The organism is Methylobacterium sp. E-016 (assembly GCF_022829745.1).
Taxonomy (GTDB): Bacteria; Pseudomonadota; Alphaproteobacteria; order Rhizobiales; family Beijerinckiaceae; genus Methylobacterium.
The window spans coordinates 1-16,250 of sequence record NZ_JAKSYF010000126.1 but is presented as its reverse complement, the minus strand read 5'-3'; the positions used below and the strand labels follow the sequence as shown (position 1 = coordinate 16,250).

15 protein-coding genes, 1 pseudogene and 1 riboswitch are annotated in these 16,250 nt (G+C 72.9%); of the genes and pseudogenes, 7 read left to right on the top strand and 9 right to left on the bottom strand.

All coding sequences use genetic code 11. The features are described from left to right. From MKK68_RS16780 to MKK68_RS16750, 7 genes and pseudogenes are all read right to left on the bottom strand, one after another. Positions 1 to 881, bottom strand: a pseudogene (locus MKK68_RS16780) (hypothetical protein); the annotation flags it as partial. A 68-nt stretch (positions 882 to 949) separates the two neighbouring features. Beyond that, positions 950 to 4,330, bottom strand: a complete 3,381-nt coding sequence (cobN, locus tag MKK68_RS16775; protein WP_244031614.1) for a cobaltochelatase subunit CobN — start codon at positions 4,328 to 4,330, stop codon at positions 950 to 952. A gap of 7 nt (positions 4,331 to 4,337) precedes the next feature. Then, positions 4,338 to 5,000 (bottom strand): Uma2 family endonuclease, encoded by a 663-nt coding sequence (locus MKK68_RS16770; RefSeq protein WP_147729441.1) that lies wholly within the window; start codon positions 4,998 to 5,000, stop codon positions 4,338 to 4,340. A gap of 3 nt (positions 5,001 to 5,003) precedes the next feature. Next, entirely contained in the window at positions 5,004 to 6,038 is a 1,035-nt protein-coding gene (cobW, locus tag MKK68_RS16765) for a cobalamin biosynthesis protein CobW (RefSeq protein ID WP_244031604.1), read from the bottom strand. Between the two features lie 18 nt (positions 6,039 to 6,056). Then, positions 6,057 to 6,425, bottom strand: a complete 369-nt coding sequence (locus MKK68_RS16760) for a DUF1636 family protein (RefSeq protein WP_147844509.1) — start codon at positions 6,423 to 6,425, stop codon at positions 6,057 to 6,059. After that, a complete protein-coding gene (locus MKK68_RS16755; RefSeq protein ID WP_147860152.1) occupies positions 6,418 to 7,167 on the bottom strand; it encodes a CbtA family protein in 750 nt (249 codons plus the stop codon). The genes MKK68_RS16760 and MKK68_RS16755 overlap by 8 nt, the downstream gene beginning before the upstream one ends. A gap of 22 nt (positions 7,168 to 7,189) precedes the next feature. Then, complete coding sequence (locus MKK68_RS16750; protein WP_147728670.1) at positions 7,190 to 7,366, bottom strand: CbtB-domain containing protein; 177 nt, start codon at positions 7,364 to 7,366, stop codon at positions 7,190 to 7,192. Between the two features lie 36 nt (positions 7,367 to 7,402). Further along, a riboswitch (cobalamin riboswitch) is annotated at positions 7,403 to 7,684 on the bottom strand. Positions 7,685 to 7,751: 67 nt separating this feature from the next. On the opposite strand from MKK68_RS16750, the gene cobU reads away from it, so the two are divergent. From cobU to MKK68_RS16730, 4 genes are all read left to right on the top strand, one after another. Next, a complete protein-coding gene (cobU, locus tag MKK68_RS16745; protein ID WP_244031602.1) occupies positions 7,752 to 8,279 on the top strand; it encodes a bifunctional adenosylcobinamide kinase/adenosylcobinamide-phosphate guanylyltransferase in 528 nt (175 codons plus the stop codon). Further along, the gene (cobO, locus tag MKK68_RS16740; RefSeq protein ID WP_147728672.1) at positions 8,276 to 8,878 is read left to right on the top strand and encodes a cob(I)yrinic acid a,c-diamide adenosyltransferase; all 603 of its coding nucleotides are present in this window, start codon (positions 8,276 to 8,278) and stop codon (positions 8,876 to 8,878) included. The genes cobU and cobO overlap by 4 nt, the downstream gene beginning before the upstream one ends. 34 nt (positions 8,879 to 8,912) lie before the next feature. Next, complete coding sequence (locus MKK68_RS16735) at positions 8,913 to 10,349, top strand: cobyric acid synthase (RefSeq protein WP_244031616.1); 1,437 nt, start codon at positions 8,913 to 8,915, stop codon at positions 10,347 to 10,349. Positions 10,350 to 10,525: 176 nt separating this feature from the next. After that, on the top strand, positions 10,526 to 11,905 hold the full coding sequence (locus MKK68_RS16730) for an MFS transporter (RefSeq protein ID WP_244031601.1): 1,380 nt from the start codon (positions 10,526 to 10,528) through the stop codon (positions 11,903 to 11,905). Here the strand turns inward: MKK68_RS16730 and cbiB are convergent. Next, positions 11,839 to 12,828 (bottom strand): adenosylcobinamide-phosphate synthase CbiB, encoded by a 990-nt coding sequence (gene cbiB, locus MKK68_RS16725; RefSeq protein WP_244031594.1) that lies wholly within the window; start codon positions 12,826 to 12,828, stop codon positions 11,839 to 11,841. The two genes, MKK68_RS16730 and cbiB, sit on opposite strands and share 67 nt — an antisense overlap. On the opposite strand from cbiB, the gene cobD reads away from it, so the two are divergent. Next, positions 12,808 to 13,836, top strand: coding sequence for a threonine-phosphate decarboxylase CobD (gene cobD, locus MKK68_RS16720; RefSeq protein WP_244031586.1), 1,029 nt, complete (start codon positions 12,808 to 12,810; stop codon positions 13,834 to 13,836). The two genes, cbiB and cobD, sit on opposite strands and share 21 nt — an antisense overlap. Here cobD and MKK68_RS16715 read toward each other — a convergent pair. After that, on the bottom strand, positions 13,829 to 15,010 hold the full coding sequence (locus tag MKK68_RS16715) for an MFS transporter (RefSeq protein WP_244031583.1): 1,182 nt from the start codon (positions 15,008 to 15,010) through the stop codon (positions 13,829 to 13,831). The two genes, cobD and MKK68_RS16715, sit on opposite strands and share 8 nt — an antisense overlap. A 326-nt stretch (positions 15,011 to 15,336) precedes the next feature. Between MKK68_RS16715 and MKK68_RS16710 the strand changes: the two genes are divergently transcribed. Further along, positions 15,337 to 15,540 carry a hypothetical protein gene (locus MKK68_RS16710; protein WP_147726422.1) on the top strand — a complete coding sequence of 68 codons (204 nt, stop codon included), beginning with the start codon at positions 15,337 to 15,339 and terminating at the stop codon, positions 15,538 to 15,540. Positions 15,541 to 15,722: 182 nt separating this feature from the next. Beyond that, the coding region (locus MKK68_RS16705) for a malonyl-CoA decarboxylase N-terminal domain-containing protein (protein WP_244031581.1) at positions 15,723 to 16,250 on the top strand (528 nt) is incomplete at its 3' end.

Genomic DNA, 16,250 nt, shown 5'->3' with positions numbered 1-16,250 from the left:
GGGCACTGGTAGAAGCACGTCCCTGCCGCGGCCCATGCAAGCGGATCCGGGCTCGCAGCCGTGAAGCGGCCGAAGGGTGCCGACAGCTCAGGGAACGAACAGGCGTCGAGGGATACGGCCGGTTTCCCTTCCCCCCTCGCGGGGGAGGGTGGGCAGCGCGTCAGCGAGGATCGGGACGGGGGAGCCCCCTTACCGGACCCGCCGCTCCTCTCTCCCGACCCACTTCGCGGGCCACCCTCCCCCGCAGAGGGGGGAGGGGGCTCGTCGGCGAGGGTGGCGTACAATGCCGGCACAAGGCTCCCACGTTCCGTAGCATCGAGGTTGCGGATGCGGCGGCGGCCGCTGGTGGCGAACGCCCGGAGCAGCCCCGCGACCGCCTCGGCGGTTCGCGCCTCGTCGCACGTCGCGATCCACGTCACGCCCGCTTCGTCCGCGAGGCCGACGGCCGCGATCCCCGGCCCGGTCGCGCGCACATGGATGTCGGCCGCGATTCCCGAGAGGTCGGTGCCGCCGCCCTCGATCAGCACCAGGGTCTTCGGCGGAAGCCCGGCGATCGCGAGGCCGTGCGCCTCGATCGCGGATGCCATGGCCCTGACATCCACGGCCTCCCCGGTCAGGCCGGCGAGCGGGCTGGTGAGGGTGAGGCGCTGCGGGCCGCCGTCGGCGCGCATGTCGCCGAGGCCCGCCCCGCCCAGCGCCGCGACGAGGGCCGGCCGGGTCGCCTCGGTGACACCGCGCAGCTGTAGGTTGGCGCGCGCCGTGACGTCGACATGGCCGTTGCCGAAAGCACGGGATGCCGCCGCCACGGCACGGATCTGCGCGCGCGTCAGGATGCCGAGGGGCGGGTGGATGCGGGCGAGCAGGCCGTCCCCGGTCGGCATCGGCCGCGCGAGGCTGGGGCACCAACCGCGGCGGTTCGCAGCATCCGGCAGGACGCGACGCGGCACGTTCATTCCGCCGCCTGCGGCATCAATTCGTCGGCCGGCATCGCATTGCGCCGGCTGGTCCAGAGATTGCGGGCGCGGGCCTCGTCGAACCGCTCCAGGATCGCCCGCGTCGCCGCGGGATTGGCGGTGCGCAACGCGTCGAAGGTCTCGGCATCGGCGATCCAGGCGCCGTAGAGCCGGTCGAAGTCGGCATCGGTCACCGCGTCGGTGGTCGCGGCCAGCACGAACACCGCATCAAGCCCTTGAGCGAGTTCCTGGGCGCCACGATAGCCGTGCCGCAGCTGTCCGGCGATCCAGCGCGGGTTCGCGAGCCGGGCGCGGACGAGGCGGGCGGCGTCCTCGCGGGCGGTGCGCACCTTCGGCGTCTCCGGCCTCGCGGCATCGAGGCTGTAGAGGGTCGGCGTGCCGCCCCCCAGGGCGGCCGCGGCGGCGAACCCGCCCATCGCATCGGCGGCGGCATCGCCGTCGAACAGGTCCCGTTCGGCCACGTCGAAGGCGTGGAGATAGGCGTCGGCCTGCGCCACCCGCTGGGCGAAGCCGGCATCCGCACCCTCCGCGTCGCCGTAGGCATGGGTGCTCGCCGCGAGATAGGCGCGCCCGAGATCGCCGTGCTCGGCCCATGCGCCGTCGAGCGCCGTCTCGGCGGCGCCGGCGCCATAGCGGCCGGGGGCGGCGCCGAAGATGCGAGCCTGGCCCTCGCCACGGCGGCGGGCTGCGGCGAGGGGGTTCTCGTCGTCCTCCTCTTCGCGCTGCGCCACGGCCCGTGCGGCGCGGTCGAGGAGGGCGAGGGTGTCCGGGAAGGTGTCGCGGAACGCGCCCGAGACGCGGCAGGTCACGTCGATGCGCGGCCGGTCGAGCAGGGCGAGCGGCCGCACCTCGAAGCCGGTGACGCGGGTGGTCGCGTGGTCCCAGGTCGGGCGTACGCCCATGAGAGCGAGGGCATGCGCCACGTCCTCGCCGCCGGTGCGCAGCGTCGGCGAGGCCCACAGGTCCATGACGATCCGGGCAGGATACTCGCCCTCGTCCTGGAGGTGGCGCAGGACGATGGCGGCAGCGGCCTTCTCGCCGAGCAGCGTCGCCGCCCGGGTCGGCAGCGAACGCGGATCGAGCGTCGTCAGGTTGCGGCCGGTCGGCATCACGTCGGTGCGTCCGCGCGAGGGCGATCCGGATGGGCCCGGCGGCACGAATCGGCCGTCGAGGGCGGCGAGCAGCCCCGTCCGTTCGGCCTGAGCGCTCGCGACGACCGCGTCCGGCGCGCCGTCCGGTGCGCGGCCGAAAAGATGGAGCCCGTCGCGGAACGCGGTCTCGCCGAGGTCGCACAGGTGCGCGTCGAGCGCCGCGAGCGCGTCCGTCATCGGCGTGTCGGCGTCGATTCCGGCGCCCGCCAGCAGCCCGGCCGCCTCGGCGTCATCGAGGATGGCGCGCGCGATCAGCGTCGCGCGGCGCGGGTCGAGGACGCTCGCGGCACTGTACTCCTCGACGAGCTCGCGCAGGCGCGCCGCCTCCGGCTCGAGGCTGCCGGCCTCGATCGCCGGCGTCAGGTGCCCCAGCGCGACGCCACCGAGGCGGCGCTTCAGCGGGGCCGCCTCGCCGGGATCGTCGACGATGAACGGATAGACCACGGGCAGGGCGCCGATCGCCCGCGCGGGCCAGCATGCGGGCGCGAGCGCGACGGCCTTGCCGGGCAGCCATTCGGTGGTGCCGTGGGTGCCAAGATGGACCAGGGCGTCGAAATGCTGGCGCAGGCCGAGATGGAACGCGAGGTAGGCGTGCGTCGGCGGCTCGTCGGGATCGTGGTACCCGGCCTTGCGGTCAGCCGACCGGCCGCGGTCAGGCTGGAGGAAGATCGCGATACGGCCTTGCGCGTCGTCCTCCCCTTCCCCCGCTGCGGGGGGAGGGGGCGTGTCGCCCCCGGCATCTACCATCCGAAAGCGGAACGCGCCGTCGCGGCAGGTCGGGTCGGCTTCGGGTTCGCCCCAGCGTTCGATCAGCGCCTCGCGCGAATCTTCCGGCAGGGTCGCGAGCCAATCCGCGTAATCGGGCAGCGGGATCGCGAAGTCCGGCGCACCGTCCGTCAACGCCTGCATCAGGGCGGCGGCCTCCGGCAGCGATGGGCCCGCGTAGCCGGCCGCCGCGAGGTCCGACACGATCGCGCGCGCGCTCTCCGGCGTGTCGAGGCCGACGGCGAAGCCGGCGCGGCCGCCGCGGGACGGGTAGTCGGAAAGGACCAAGGCGATCCGGCGATGCCCGCGCGGCGTCGCGGCCAGGCGCAGCCAGGCGGCGGCACGGTCGGCGAGCGCCGCGATGCCGGCCGCGTAGGGCACCGCGCGGCGCTCGGCGTAGCCGTCGGCCGCGTCCGTTTCCTGCTTGAACGAGATCGGGAAGCTCGAGAGGCGGCCGTCGAATTCCGGCAAGGCCACCTGCATGGCGAGGTCCGCCGCGTTCATGCCCCGTGCCGACGCCTCCCAGGCCTCCTGCGGGCTGCCGACGGTGAAAGCCTGCAGCACCGGGCAATCGGCCGCGTCGAGGACGAACCCGGCATCCTCGCGCGCCGAAAAGGCGGTGGCGGCGACGATCAGGTCGGGTTTCCGCGCGAGGATCGCCGCGAACACCGCGTCGACCGCCTCCGCATCCTTGAGGCTCGCCACCGCCAGGGTCAGCGTTCCGATGCCCCGCTCACGGAGGGCGGCCGCCAGCGCGTTGGCGGGTGCGCCGTCGCCGCCGAGAGCCGCCGAGCGGTAGACCAGGATCAGCGCGTGCGGCGCAGCCGCGCCGGGCGCGCCGAGGCCGAGCGGCGAGGCGCCGAGCGAGAGCGCCGCGTCGAGGCCGAGCGGTCCGCAGCCCGGGCACCATGCGAAGCCGCGCGGCAAGGTCTCGGGCGGCTCGACGGTGGTCGGGACGCCGATCTCGGCCGCGAGGCGCCCGAGCATGCGGCGCAGGTTCTCGGGGCCTCCGGCGCGGAAATATCCGTCGAGCACCGGCGCGAGGTCGGGCGCGGTCGAGAGCTCGGCGAGCCGCGGGTCGGGCCGGTCGCAGCCGGGCAGGATCACCAGCGGGATGCCGGCGGCCCGTGCGACGGCGGCGCAGCGCTCGACGCCGTAGCGCCAGTAGTCGAGGCCGCCGAGGCAGCGGATCACGACGATCCTCGCCTTCGCCACCACGGTCTCGACGTAGAGATCGACCGACATCGGGTGGCGCAGGCGCGACAGCTTGGCCAGGCGCAGCGACGGGAAGCCCGGGCCGCAGGCCGCGTGGGCATTGGCGACGCCGAGCAGGTCGGAATCCGTAAACGACAGGAACACGACGTCGCCGGGCTGTTGCCCGAGATCGACCGCCGCCTCGCCGTCGTCGAGGCTCACCGTATCGATGCGGATCAGGTGCATGCGATGGTCAGCCTGCGGAGCCGCCCGGCTCGCCGGGGACGAGGCGGGGCCGGCTCGGAAACGCGACGCCGTCGTAGATCTCGGCCGCGGGCATGGCGATCCCGAACGCCAAGAGCGGGACCGTCGCGTCGAGCCCGAGAAGACGGGTCTCAGCCCAATGCCGGTCCGGATCACGCGTCCAGAGGCGGAGTTCCGCCGCATTGGGTTCCACCAGCAGGATATGCTCCAGGTCGGCCATCGTGCGGTACTCGCCGAGCTTCTCGAACGCATCGAAGTCGCGCGTGCTCGGCGACAGCACCTCGACGACCAGCCGCGGCTGCGCCGCCTTCAGCGCGTTCGGATCGCGGGATCCGCAATCGATCCCGATATCGGGGCGGCGGATCTGGCCGGGCAGCGTTTCGACGCTGCCGTCCCCGGTGAACGGACGGCATCCGCTTCCGCGTAGGGCCGTGCGCAACCATGCGAGGATGTTCACGACGATGTCGTCGTGAACGTTGCGCGCCCCGGCCATCATCCGCACCGGCACGCCGCCGACGAGCTCGTACCGCTCCGCTTGGGCTTCCTGCCAGGCGAAGAACGCATCGATGCTCATTGGCTCAAGTCGGCGGTCCAGCATCCCGGAATCTGCGGTGATCGTGAAAACGCGCAGTGTAGCCTGTGCGGCGGACAACCCCTAGCCGGCGAGCGCTTCGGCGACCGCGCCCTGGTCGAAGCCCTTCAGGCCGATCACCACCAGCGTGCCGTCGCGGGGCTCGGCCGCCGTCCAGGGACGGTCGAAATGATGGGTGATGCGGCGGCCGACGCCCTGCACCACGAGGCGCATCGGCTTGCCCTCGACGGCGCAGAAGCCCTTGATGCGCAGGACGCCCTCGGTCTCGGCCGCCTTCTCGACGCGGGCGGCGAGGTCGGCGGCGGTGATCGCCGTGCGGACCGGGAGCGCCACGGTCTCGAAGTCGTCGTGGTCGTGATCCTCGCCCGCGCCGTGATGCGAGGGGCGCGCGTCGAGGTCGTCCTCGGCGGCGGCCTGGAGGCCGAGCAGCACCCGCGGGTCGATCTTGCCGTGGGCTGTCTCGACCACCTTCACCGCGCGGGGAAGCTGGCGCTCCACCTCGGCCCGCACATGCGCGAGGCCGGCGGCGTCGAGGAGGTCGGCCTTATTGAGCACGACGAGGTCGGCGCAGAGGAGCTGGTCCTCGAACACCTCCTCGAGCGGGTTGTCGTGGTCCACCGCCGTATCGGCGGCGCGCTGGTTGGCCAGAGCCTCGGGGTCCTCGGCGAAGGCGCCCGAGGCGACCGCCGGCCCGTCCACGACCGCGACGACGCCGTCGACGGTCACCCGCGAGCGGATCGCCGGCCACTGGAACGCCTGGACCAGGGGCTTGGGCAGGGCGAGGCCGGACGTCTCGATCAGGATGTGCTCGGGCGGGTTCGGGCGATCGAGAAGAGCCGTCATCGCCGGCACGAAGTCGTCCGCGACGGTGCAGCAGATGCAGCCGTTGGGAAGCTCGACGATCGAATCCTCGGTGCAGCCCTCGATGCCGCAGGCGGCGAGGAACGACTTGTCGAAGCCGATGTCGCCGAACTCGTTGACGAGGATCGCGAGCCGGCGCCCGCCGGCATTCTCGACCACGTGGCGCACCAGCGTCGTCTTGCCCGCCCCGAGGAAGCCGGTGACGATGGTGCAGGGGATCTTCTGGACGATGCTCATGGGGATCTCGCCGATGGCTCAGGCCGCGCGCGGCGGAAACGGGGGGATGCGGGCGACGACGCCCTTGCGGAATTCCTGCGGCCTCTGCTTCCACGGCACGATCCCGTCGGGCGTGCCGGCGTAGAGGCCGACGCCGTCGAGAATGATGCGTGCGGAATCCGCCGGGTCGAGGTCGCCGTAGACGTAGGTCCAGCGATCCTCCGCCGCCACGGCGACGGTGCAGGGCCGCTTGCAGACCGACAGGCACTCGACCGCTTCGATCGTCACGCCGTCGGGGGCGGGAAGCGCACGCAACGCGTCGAAGAGGCGGGCGCCCGCGCGCGGGCCGTCCGGCGCATCGCTCTCCATCCGGCAGGTGGTGCAGACGTAGAGGATCGTGTCAGCCACGGGCGCCTGCCGCGGCCTTCGGGCCGAAGGTCTGCCAGGCGCGCCCGAAGGCCAAGCCGATCACCGCCCAGAACACGAAGGCGATGGCGAGCGAGCGCGCGGCGAACTGCGCGGCGAGGCCGGCGGGAAGCTCGGACGGCGTCGCCGCCACCTCCGGCGCACCGGCCAGATGCGGAGCGACGATGAGCACGATTCCGCCGAGGATGGTGATCGGCACCCGGCGGATCGCGATGAGATAGATCCCCATCGCGGTGGCCGACGCCGTCATCACCCACCAGACCTGGCGGGCGGCCAGCGGGGCCGCCTCGCTGCCGGGCAGCTCGGGCGGCAGGCCCAGAGCCGGCGCGAGCGCCACTGCGAGGAAGCCGGCGACCGCGAAGGCGAGCCCGCGCTCGGGCGACGGCTCGCCGCCGGTGGCCAGCATCACCGCGCCGAGGAGCAGGGCGTAGCCGATCCCGCCGACGAGGGTCGCGAGCCCGGTGAACAGCATGCGCGGCAGGCCGGCGGCCGGCTGCCATTCCGGCTCGGCCTTGGTGTCGTGGTCGTGCCCGGCATGGGCGAGCACGATCGGCAGGCGCCCGGCCAGCGGGGCCGCCGAGGCGGCGGCGCCGGGAGCGGCCTGGGTCTCGTAGCGCTCGGCGGCGATGATCAGCGGCGAGGTGAGCGCGAGCTCGAGCCCCGTCACGAGGACGGCCGCGAGGAAGCCGGCGGCGAGCGCCGCCGACAGGAGCCGGATGAGCATGGGAACGCCTGGGTTCAGGCGGTCAATGGCAGGGGAAGTTCTGCGTGTGCCGGAAGTCGTGCGCCGCGTTGTGCAGCGCCGAGGCCGGCGAGAAGCCGGCGAGGAACACGAGCCCGAGGCCGAGCATGGCGGCGGCGACGATGGCGACGAAGCCCTCGTTCGCGCGGGTGCCGGTCTGGGTGAGGGTCTGGGTGGTCATGTCGACAACATCTCCGGCCGCCCCGCCGGCGGCGTTCGAGAAAGCGCGGGGGACGGCAGGTCTCCTGGCTCGCGGATCGCAGCGCCTGCCGCCTTCCCGAAACATCGGTGGCCGAGGGCAGGAGCTGAGGGCTCCCACGGCGATCCGGGCTTCGATCCGCAACGCAGTCCCATCTTGGACAGGTCGGTTCAACGAAGCCCGGATCGCCGTGGGGACCCTGGCCGCTTACAGTTGCGGGGGCAGCCGCGGCATCGGGTTTCCCCTCACCGCATTCCCTTTTCACCCCGTCTCCGGGGCACCGTCGCGTCCAGCCATAGCCTGTCCGGTCTCCCCGCACAACGGAGGCTTTGACGGGCGCACAGGGGTTGGGGCATGGGTTCCAGCCATGCAGCAGGCCGCGCCTCGGACGACCCTCGTGCTCGGCGGTGCGCGCTCGGGCAAGAGCGCCTACGCCGAGAGGTTGATCGAGGCGGTGCCGGGCCCGTGGCTCTACCTTGCCACGGCACGGGCCTGGGACGACGAGATGCGCGCGCGCATCGCCCTCCACAGGGCGCGGCGCTCCGGCGACTGGATCACCCGGGACGTGCCGACCGCTCTGGCCGCCGCGATCGCGGAGGCGCCGGGGCCGGTGCTGGTCGATTGCCTGACCTTGTGGCTGACGAACCTGCTGCTTGCCGATGCCGACCTCGACGCCGAGACGGCGGCGCTCCGCAGTGCCTGCGGGGAAGCGCGCGGGCCGCTCGTCCTCGTGTCGAACGAGGTCGGCCTCGGGATCGTGCCCGACAACGCGCTCGCCCGCCGCTTCCGCGATGCGGCCGGACGCCTCCACCAGAGCCTCGCGGCCGAGTGCGACCGCATCGTCCTGACGGTCGCCGGGCTGCCGCTCGTCATCAAACCGCAGGGAACGCCATGACCGACGACGCCGAACGCCATCGCGAGAAGATGGAGAAGCGCAAGGCGGTGCAGGACGCCGAGGTCGCGGCCAAGACGATCGAGAAGGGCCTGCTCATCGTCAACACCGGACCCGGCAAGGGCAAGACCACGGCGGCGCTGGGCCTGGCGCTCCGCATGCTGGGCCGCGGACACCGGGTCGGCGTGGTGCAGTTCATCAAGGGCGCCTGGGACACCGGCGAGGCGCATGCGCTGAGGACCTTCGGCGACCGGGTCGCGTGGCACGCGATGGGCGAAGGCTTCACCTGGGAGACGCAGGACAAGGCCCGCGACATTGCCGCCTGCCTCAACGCCTGGAACCGGGCGACCGACCTGATGGCCGACCCAAGCCTCCGTCTCCTGATCCTCGACGAGCTCAACATCGCGCTGCGCTACGACTACCTCGATCTCGACGCGGTGGTGGCCACCCTGAAAAGCCGTCGCCCGGACCTGCACGTCGTCGTCACCGGCCGCAACGCCAAGCCGGCGCTGATCGAGGCCGCCGACCTCGTCACCGAGATGGGCAGCGTGAAGCACCACTTCGCGGCCGGCGTGAAGGCGCAGGAGGGGATCGAGTTTTGATGGAATGGTCCCTTCAGCCGTGACCCGAAGCCTAATGATCCAGGGCACCGGCTCGGACGTCGGCAAGTCGCTGATCGTCGCCGGGCTCGCGCGCGCCTTCACCCGACGCGGGCTTCGGGTGCGCCCGTTCAAGCCGCAGAACATGTCGAACAACGCCGCCGTCACAGCGGATGGCGGCGAGATCGGGCGGGCGCAGGCGCTGCAGGCGCGGGCGGCCGGCGTCGCGCCGTCGATCCACATGAACCCAGTGCTGCTCAAGCCCCAGACCGAGGTCGGCGCCCAGGTGGTGGTGCAGGGCCGCATGGTCGCGACGGTGAAGGCGCGCGACTACCAGGCGTGGAAACCGCGCCTGCTGGAGGCGGTGCTCGACAGCTTCAACCGCCTGAGGACGCAGGCCGACCTGATTCTCGTCGAGGGTGCGGGCTCGGCATCCGAGGTCAACCTGCGCGCCGGCGACATCGCCAACATGGGGTTCGCCCGCGCGACGGATACGCCGGTGGTGCTGCTCGGCGACATCGACCGCGGCGGGGTCATCGCCAGCCTCGTCGGCACCAAGGCGGTGATCGATCCCGACGACGCCGCGATGATCGTCGGCTTCCTGGTCAACCGCTTCCGCGGCGACCCGAGCCTGTTCTCCGACGGCATGGACCTGATCGCGCGCCACACCGGCTGGGCCAGCCTCGGCCTGATCCCGCACTTTCCCGAGGCGGCGCGCCTGCCGGCCGAGGACGTGCTCGGGCTCGTCGGGTCCGCCGGCCCGGCGGCGACGCGCATCGCGGTGCCGGTGTTTCCGCGGATCGCCAACTTCGACGACCTCGACCCGCTGCGGGCCGAGCCCGCGGTGGAGGTGGTGCTGGTCCGCCCGGGCGAGGCGATCCCGGGCGATGCCGCCCTGGTGCTGCTGCCGGGCTCGAAGACCACGATCGACGATCTCGAATTCGTCCGGGCGCAGGGCTGGGACGTGGACTTGCATGCGCATCTACGCCGCGGCGGCCGGGTGCTCGGCCTGTGCGGCGGATACCAGATGCTCGGGCGGACGCTGTCCGATCCGGACGGCATCGAGGGCGAGGCGCGGACCGTGCGGGGCCTCGGGCTGCTCGCCGTCGACACGGTGATGACGCCGTTGAAGCGGCTCGAAGCCGTCTCCGGCACCAGCCTGCCCGACGGCATGCCGTTCACCGGCTACGAGATGCATGTCGGCGACACCACCGGCGCCGACGCGGAACGGCCGCTGCTGCGCCTCGCCGACGGACGCGCCGACGGTGCGGTCTCCGCCGACGGCCTGGTGTCCGGCACCTACGTCCACGGCCTGTTCGCCGACGACCGCCAGCGTGCCGCATGGCTCGCCCGCCTCGGCGCACGATCCGACGGCGCCTCCTACGAGGCCGGCATCGAGCGGGTGCTCGATGCCCTTGCGGCGCATCTCGAGCAGCATGTCGACTGCGACCGGCTGCTGGCCCTGGCGCGATGAGGCGCACCGGGGATGAGGCGCACCGGGCATGACACCGAGGCGCGTCCTGTCCGCGAGCAGGCATCCCGGGCTGTCGGGGATCGCCGTGGGCCGATAGGCACGCGCCGCCGCGGAGCCTAGTCTCGTGCGAAAGCGCGGCCGGTCGCGATCGACCGCCGGGACGCGAGGAACGCCCGATGACGCCCACCGAGACCGCGGCCGACGACGCGCTCGCCCGACGCACGATCGCGACGGTGACCTGGCGGCTGATGCCCCTGCTCGGGGTGATGTACCTGATCGCCTATATCGACCGGCAGAACATTTCCTATGCCAAGTTGCAGATGGTCGGCGACCTCGGGCTGAGCGAGAGCGTCTTCGGGCTCGGGGCGTCGCTGTTCTTCCTCGGCTATTTCCTGTGCGAGGTCCCGGCCAACGTCATCCTGGAACGCGTCGGCGCGCGCCTGTGGTTCGCCCGGATCATGGCGACCTGGGGCCTGATCACGGTGCTGCTCGGCTTCACCCGGAACACGGCGATGTTCTACGGGCTGCGCTTCCTTCTCGGCGTCGCCGAAGCCGGGTTCTTCCCCGGCGTGCTGTTCGTGCTGACCCTGTGGTTCCCGCAGAAGCACCGCGCGGCGATGATCGGCTGGTTCATGATCGCGAGCGCGGTGGCCAACGCCGTCGGCGCGGCGATCGGAGGCGCGCAGCTCGACCTCGACGGCGCGCTCGGGCTCAAGGGCTGGCAGTGGGTGTTCGTCAGCACCGGCGTGCCGGCGCTGCTGCTGGCCGTGATCGTGCTGGTGGTCCTGCCGGACGGGCCGGAGAAGGCGCCCTGGCTCGATCGCGCCGGCCGCGACTGGCTCGGCCGGACGCTGCGGGAGGAGCGCGAGACCGGCGGCAAGGTCGAGCACGGCAACCCGTTCGCTGCGCTCCTCGACCGGCGCGTGTGGATGCTCGCCAGCGTCTACGTCGCGTTTCCGCTGGCCGCCTATGGCCTGAGCTACTGGCTGCCGACGGTGGTGCGCAGCTTCGGCGTTACCAACACCGTCAACGGCTTCATCAACGTCATCCCGTGGGTCGTCACCGGGCTGGCGCTGTGGTGGGTGCCGCGGCATTCCGCGCGCACGGGCGAGCAGACCTGGCACGTCGTCGGCCCGGGGCTCGTCGCCGCGTCGGCGCTGGCGCTGAGCGTGGTGGTGCCGGGCTCGATCCCGAAGTTCGCCTGCCTGTGCGTGGCGGCGGCCGGCATCTTCTCGGCCCAGCCGGTGTTCTGGTCGCTGCCGCCGACCTTCCTCAAGGGCGCGTCGGCCGCGGCCGGAATCGCGGCGATCAACTCGGTGGGCAATCTCGGCGGCTTCATCGCCCAGAACGCCGTGCCGATCATCCGCGACCGAAGCGGCAGCGACCTCGTGCCGATGATCTTCCTCTCGGCCTGCCTCGTGGTCGGCTCGTGCCTCGTCTTCGTCGTGCTCGGCGCCCTGCGGCGCGATGCCGGCCGCCGCGCCGCCGATCAGAGCATGGCGAGCCCGGTCGCGCCGGCGGCGAGCCCCCACAGCAGCACGCAGGCGGTTCGATAGAGGCGCAGGGCCCGCTCGATGTCGTCGGCCGCCGCCGCCGCGCGGCCGTCGCCCATCCAGGCATCCTCGACCGCGACGCCGGCATAGACCCGCGGGCCGGCGAGCCGAAGGCCGAGCGCGCCGGCCATCGCGGCCTCGGGCCAGCCGGCATTCGGCGAGCGGTGGCGGCCGGCGTCGCGCCGGATCGCGCGCCAAGCGCCGCCCGGCGAGGCGCCGTGATGGATCGCGGCGGCGGCGACGATCAGCAGGGCGGTGAGCCGCGAGGCGGGCAGGTTCACGAGGTCGTCGAGCCGGGCCGAAGCCCAGCCGAAGGCCTCGTGGCGCGGGGTGCGGTGGCCGATCATGCTGTCGGCGGTGTTGATCGCCTTGTAGAGCGCGCCGCCCGGCAGGCCGCCGAGCCCGATCCAGAAGGCCGGCGCGACGATGCCGTCGGAGAAGTTCTCCGACAGGCTCTCGATCGCGGCGCGGCAGATCCCGGCTTCGTCCAGCGTCTCGGGATCGCGCCCGACGATCATCGACACCGCGCGCCGGCCGCCCGGCAGACCCTCGCCGCGCAGCCCCTCCGCGACCCGGGCGACGTGCTGGTACAGGCTGCGCTGGGCCGGCAGGCTGGCGCAGAGGAGGGCGATGAGCGCGATCGCCGGGAGCGGGCCGGCCAGCCCCGCCGCGAGGGTGAGACCGAGGGCGGTCGCGCCGACGCCGGCGAGGAGCACGGCGAGCGCGAGAATCCCGCCGAGCCGCCGCGCGGTGCGGCCGCCGCGGTTGAGGCCGCGGTCGAGGGCGGCGATCACCCGGCCGATCCAGGTGACAGGGTGGCCGAGCGCCCTGTAGAGCGCGTCCGGATAGCCGAAGGCCGCCTCGATCGCGAGGGCGAGGGCGAGGATGGCGAGCGTATCGGGCGGATGAGCGAGCGCGGTGGACATGGCGTCTGGGGTCCGGGGAGGCTCGAGGCGGAGCCGATCGCCCATGGCGGCGACCTCGATGCGGCGCGGCGGATGTTTCCCGATGCGCCGGAGCCTTGGATCGACCTCTCGACCGGGATCAATCCGGTCCCCTATCCCTGCCCGGCGATCGACGCCAGCCTGTTCCACCGGCTGCCCTCCGCCGCGGACCATGCCGCGCTCCGCGAGGCGGCGTCCCGCGCCTACGGGGCGGCGCCCGACCGCATCGTGCCGGCGCCGGGCACGCAGATCCTGATCGAGACGATCCCCCGCCTGGTTTCGCCGCGCGCGGTCTGCGTCGTCGGGCCGACCTATGCCGAGCACGCGGCGGCGTGGCGTCGGGCCGGGCACGCCGTCTCGGCGGTGCCATGCCTCGAAGCGGTCGGCACCGCGCAGGTCGTGGTCGTGGTCAATCCCAACAACCCCGACGGGCGGACGTGGCCGGCGTCCCCGCTGCTCGCCCTCGCCGAAGTCCTCTCCGCCCGCAACGGCCTGCTCGTCGTGGACGAGGCCTTCGCCGATCTCGAAGCCGTCGAGAGCCTGTGCCCGCGGCTGCGGCCGGGGCTCGTGATCCTGCGCTCGTTCGGCAAGACCTACGGGCTCGCCGGCCTCAGGCTCGGTTTCGCCGTGGCGGAATCCGGGATCGCGCGCCGGATCGCGGGGGCGCTCGGGCCCTGGGCCGTCGCCGGGCCGGCGCTCGCGATCGGCCGCGCCGCCCTCGACGATGCCGCGTGGCGCCGCGACGCCGCAGCCGCCCGCGCCGCCGATGCGGGGCGCCTCGACCGCATGATCGCCCGGGCCGGCGGGACGCCGGTCGGCGGAACCGTCCTGTTCCGCACGGCCGATTTTGCGGATGCGCCGGGCCTGTTCCGGCAGCTCGGGACGGCCGGAATCCACGTCCGGCGCTTCGCCGAGGCGCCGGCGCGCCTGCGCTTCGGGCTGCCCGCCGACAGGAACGCCTGGTGCCGCCTGTCGCGGATCCTCAGATGATCGTCGGGCGCCGGTCGAGCACGGCAACGAGCAGGGCGGCGACGGCGAAGGCGATGCCGACCGCGCAGACCCCGCCCCAGCCGGCGAGCAGGAAGGCCTGCGATCCGGCATAGGCGCCGATCGCTCCGAAGACGAACATCGCCGTGAACAGCACGGTGTTGATCCGTCCGCGCGCGCCCGGGACGAGCGCGTAGGCGCGCGTCTGGTTCGCGATCAGCGCGCCGTTCATGCCGATGTCGATCAGCAGCACGCCGACGGCGACGGCGGCGAGCGACCACGTGCCGCCGGCCCAGAGCACCGCGAACGCCGCCACGACCAGCAGGCTTCCGCCCACGACCACCGGTCGCGCGCCGCGCAGATCGGTGAAGCGGCCCGAGACCGGCGCGACGAGGGCGCCGCAGACGCCGATCACGCCGAACAGCCCGGCGCCGGCCGCGGTCAGGTTGAACGGCTCGGCCTCCACCAGCAGGGCGAGGGTGACCCAGAACGCGTTGAACGCGGCGAACAGCAGCGCCTGCGACAGGCTGGCGTTGCGCAGCACGGGCTGGGTCTTGGCAAGGTGCAGGAGCGACAGCATCAGCGCCCGGTAGCGCAGGCGCTTCGCCGCGGTCCGGGGCAGTGTCGCGGCCGCGACCGCCGCCATCGCGAGCGAGACCACGGCGGCGGCGAAGAACACCGCCCGCCATCCGAGATGCGCGCCGACGAAGCCGCTGACCGTCCGCGCGAGCAGGATGCCGGAAAGCAACCCAGTCATCACCTGCCCGACGATGCGGCCGCGGGTGGCGTCCGGCGCCAGCTCGGCCGCGAACGGCACCGCCTGCTGCGCCGCCGACGACAGGAAGCCGATCAGGAGGCTGGCGAGCGCCAGGATCGGCAGGTTCGGGCTGAGCGCGGCGACGACGAGCACCACGCTCAGCGTGAGAAGCTGCGCCATGATCAGCTGGCGCCGCGGCCAGGCATCCCCCAGCGGCACCAGCCCGACGATGCCGAGGCCGTAGCCGACGAGGCAGCCGGTCGGCACCCACAAGGCGGCGCGCGGCCCGAAATCGGCAACCAGCAGCCCGAGCAGCGGCTGGTTGTAGTAGATGTTGGCCACCGCCCCGCCCGCGATCAGCGTCAGCCCGAGCCGCGCCTTCGTGCTCAGGTCGGGATGCGGCACCGGGATGTCGCTCACGAGCGGGGCTCCGTGGCGCGCGAGCGGTTCGGCTCTGTGAGCATGAGACTCGTATCTCTGGTTGCGAGGGATCGCGGTCGGCCTAGGCGCCGACCGGGCGGGTGACAACGGCGGCGCGCGCAGGGCACGGCCGCGTAGGAGTGGCGCACCCGGTTTCGATTCCGCTGCGCCTGCATATGTTTCGTCCACGGACGATGTTCCACGCGCGGGTCGATTGCTGGCAATCGATTTGGCGATCGCGGCGATTCAGGTTCTGATGCCGTTCATAGGATTGGTGGCACCGATTCGTGCGGCGGAGCGTGACCGACACGACGAGAGAGGGTTGCATGCCGAATTATCGGGTGGATTTCGAGAAGCAGATCTTCGGCCTTCCGTTCACCATCGGATCCGTCGAGATCCAGCGTGCCCGCGACCCCGATCGCGCGCGGCGGGCGGCCGAGCTGAAGTTCGCCCGGCAATACGGCCTCGGCGATTGGCGCGAGCGCGCCGACAGCGCCGTCGTGGCCCAGGCCGGCGACGAGCGCCGCTGAGCGCCCTTCACGGCGGAGCCGGCCACGACGTCCCGGAGTTCCGCTTCGGCCTTCGCGGCCTCACGGGGGGTCTGGCCCTGCGCGCGGTCACGCCGTAAACGATGGGGCCGCCGGCATCGCCGTGCGGGACGACCGGAGCCTCCGCGGCGGCCGGTTTCGAGGCGAGACGCGGACGGCGATCCATGGCGGCGATCTCTTTCTTCGGCGATCTCCTTCAGACCATCAGCGACCGCGGTCGCGACCTCATCAGCTTCGGCCGCGGCGATCTCGCCGCACGGGCCAACGCCGCCGAGCTGGTCAAGCTCTGCGACGACCTGATCTCGCGCCGCGGCGAGGCATCGGGCGTCGCCCTCGCGCGGCTGATCCTCGACCGCTACGCGACGCTCGGCACCGACGAGCGCCACGCCTTCCTGCGCCTGATCGCCGTCGAGTTCGATGCCGACCACGACGCGGTCGACGCCGCGATCCAGGCCTATCGCTCGGACCCGACGCGGGCACGCCTCGGGCACCTGCACGAGGCGGCCGAGCCGCGCTCCCAGGAACTGATCCGCCGCCTCAACCTTGCCCGCGACGGCACGCTGAGCCTGGTCCGGATGCGCGAGGACCTGTTCGACCTGCGCCGCATCCTGCGCGACGAGGGCGAGCCCAACCTGATCGACGCCGCCGACAGCCTCGATTCGGACTTCGAGCACCTGTTCGCCTCGTGGTTC